The following is a 2,191-nucleotide window of genomic DNA, read 5'->3' on the forward strand; positions in this document are numbered from 1 at the left end:
GGCGCATCGCGGCGCGGCGCGTCCGCGGCAAGTGCGACGGCGTCGTCGCGCGTCGTGGCGGCGAGCGCGACCGTCAGCACGCCGGCGAGGCGCGCCGCGGGCCAGTTCGCGACGTCGTCGGCGCGCGCGCTCGCGGTGCCGAACCGGGCGTAGCGCTCGTTGCGGCGGCCGACCATCGCGTCCAGCGTGTTCACCGCGCGGTGCGCGAGCACGCCCGGCGCGCCCGCGAGCGCGGCCCAGAACAGCGGCGCGATCACGGCGTCCACGGTGTTCTCGGCCACCGACTCGATCGCGGCCGCGCACAGCTGCGACCCGTCCAGCGCCTGCGGGTCGCGGCCGACCAGCGACCGGATGCGCACTCGCGCGGCGTCGAGCTCGCCGCGTTCGACGAGGTCCGCGACCGCCTGCGCCTCGCGCGCCAGCGACCGGCCGCCGAGCGCGACGTACAGGGCCAGCCCGCGCGCGACCGACCGCGGCAACACGCGCTCCAAAGCCGCGCCGAGGAGCGCCGCGCCGCCGACCAGCACGGTCGCGTACGCCGCGCCCGCGCCGAGCGTCGGCCGGTACGCGACCCGCTCCAGCGCCGCGGCCGTCTGCCCGAACCCGGCGACGGGATGGAAGCGTCGCGGGTCGCCGAAGACGGCGTCCCCACCGACCCCGAGCACGATGCCGGCCGCCGTCACGCGCCTGCCTCCGAAGTTAAACGTCCTGGACGTTTAACTTCCTGGGAACCTAAAGGACCTGGGGCTTTATCTTTGTCGTTCACTCGCGTGACGGTCCAGCGGCCGTCGTGGGCGTGGAGCTCGGTGATCGAGACGGGGGAGACGTCGATCCGCCAGAACGCGCTCGGCGGGGCGTCAAGCGCGGTCACGACCGCGGCCTTGACGACGCCGCCGTGGGTGATCGCGATCGCGGTGCCGTCCTCGCGCGCCTGCTCGTCCATCCAGCTCCGAACGCGGGCGAGCAGCGCGGTCAGGGACTCGCCGCCGTGCGGCGCGGCGTCGGGGTCGGTCATCCAGGCGTGGACGTCCTGCGGCGATTCCTCGGCCACCTCTGAGAGCGGTCGGCCGGCCCAGGCGCCGAAGTCGCACTCGGCCAGCGCGGGCTCCACGCGGGCGACGTCCAGGCCCGCGGCGGTCTCGGCGGCCCGGCGGGCGGGGGAGATCAGCACCTCGCCTCGGGGCAACCGACCGGCGAGACGGGAGGACGCTTCGCGGCCGGACGCGTCGAGTTCCTCGTCCGCGCCGAACGCGGCCGCGCGGACAGCGGCCGTAGAGGCATGGCGCACGAGCAGCAGCCGCCGCATATGAACAACAGACCTCCTCGGGATGGCGCGTCCCGTCGGCAGCGGCCCGCGAGAGGTGGTGTCCTGGCTTCCGGGAACGTCGCTCCCGGTCACAGTGGCGCGACCGCGCCGGAGTTCCACCGGCTTCCCCGCAACCTCGCGGCTTGACCTGCCGGAGCATATCGGCCCGCCATCATGCGGCCCCGTGATTGTCGAGATCCAGCCGTTGAACGAAGTCGCCATGACCGCTGCGCGCGAGCGCCAGGCCCAGCTGGTCAAGCCGCCCGGGAGCCTCGGGCGCCTCGAAGAGCTGGCCATCTGGCTCGCCGGCGTCACCGGTCACCAGCGCCCGCAGGTGCGGGCGCGGATCGTCGTCGCCGCCGCCGACCACGGCGTCGCGAGCGAGGGCGTGAGCGCCTTCCCGCCCGAGGTCACCGGCCAGATGCTGGCCACGTTCCTGTCCGGCGGCGGCGCGGTCTCGACGCTGGCGCGGGAGGTCGGCGCGGAGCTGATCTGCGTCGACGCGGGCGTGAACGCGAGCACCACGCACCTCGACGTCGTCCACACGGGCCTGAAGCCGAGCGCGAACCTCGCCGTCGAGCCCGCCCTGACCAAGGAGGACGTGCGCCACGCGATCAAGGTCGGCACGAAGATCGCGGCGACGGCCAAGAACGACGGCCTGACGATCCTCGCGGGCGGAGAGATGGGCATCGGCAACACGACGCCCGCCACGGCGCTCGCCTGCTGGCTGACCGGGGGAGACCCGGCCGCGCTCGCCGGGCCGGGCACGGGGCTGACGCCCGAAGGGGTGGCGCACAAGGCCGAGGTGGTCGCGCGGGCGCTGGCGCGGCACGAGGCGGCGACGCGCGGCGCGGCCGCGGACGAGGCGGGCGCGGGAAGTCGGAT

General features: G+C 75.1%; 3 protein-coding genes and 1 riboswitch. Of the genes, 1 reads left to right on the plus strand and 2 read right to left on the minus strand.

Annotated features, from left to right (window positions below; all coding sequences use genetic code 11):
* Window positions 1-683, minus strand: a 683-nt coding sequence (locus OJ997_RS36150; RefSeq protein WP_270030329.1) for a cobalamin biosynthesis protein, incomplete at its 3' end; no start/stop codon positions are given.
* A complete protein-coding gene (locus OJ997_RS36155) occupies window positions 680-1,306 on the minus strand; it encodes a histidine phosphatase family protein (protein ID WP_270030330.1) in 627 nt (208 codons plus the stop codon). The genes OJ997_RS36150 and OJ997_RS36155, both read right to left, overlap by 4 nt.
* A gap of 57 nt (window positions 1,307-1,363) precedes the next feature.
* Window positions 1,364-1,435: riboswitch (cobalamin riboswitch) on the minus strand.
* A 55-nt stretch (window positions 1,436-1,490) separates the two neighbouring features.
* Between OJ997_RS36155 and OJ997_RS36160 the strand changes: the two genes are divergently transcribed.
* The coding region (locus OJ997_RS36160; protein ID WP_270030331.1) for a nicotinate-nucleotide--dimethylbenzimidazole phosphoribosyltransferase at window positions 1,491-2,191 on the plus strand (701 nt) is incomplete at its 3' end.

The sequence above is a fragment of the Solirubrobacter phytolaccae genome (genome assembly GCF_027587195.1).
In the GTDB taxonomy this organism is placed as follows: Bacteria; Actinomycetota; Thermoleophilia; order Solirubrobacterales; family Solirubrobacteraceae; genus Solirubrobacter; species Solirubrobacter phytolaccae.

Excerpts from the sequence above, each read along its gene's own strand:
- OJ997_RS36155 (WP_270030330.1), bottom strand. The coding sequence starts at position 1,306 with ATGCGGCGGCTGCTGCTCGTGCGCCATGCCTCTACGGCCGCTGTCCGC.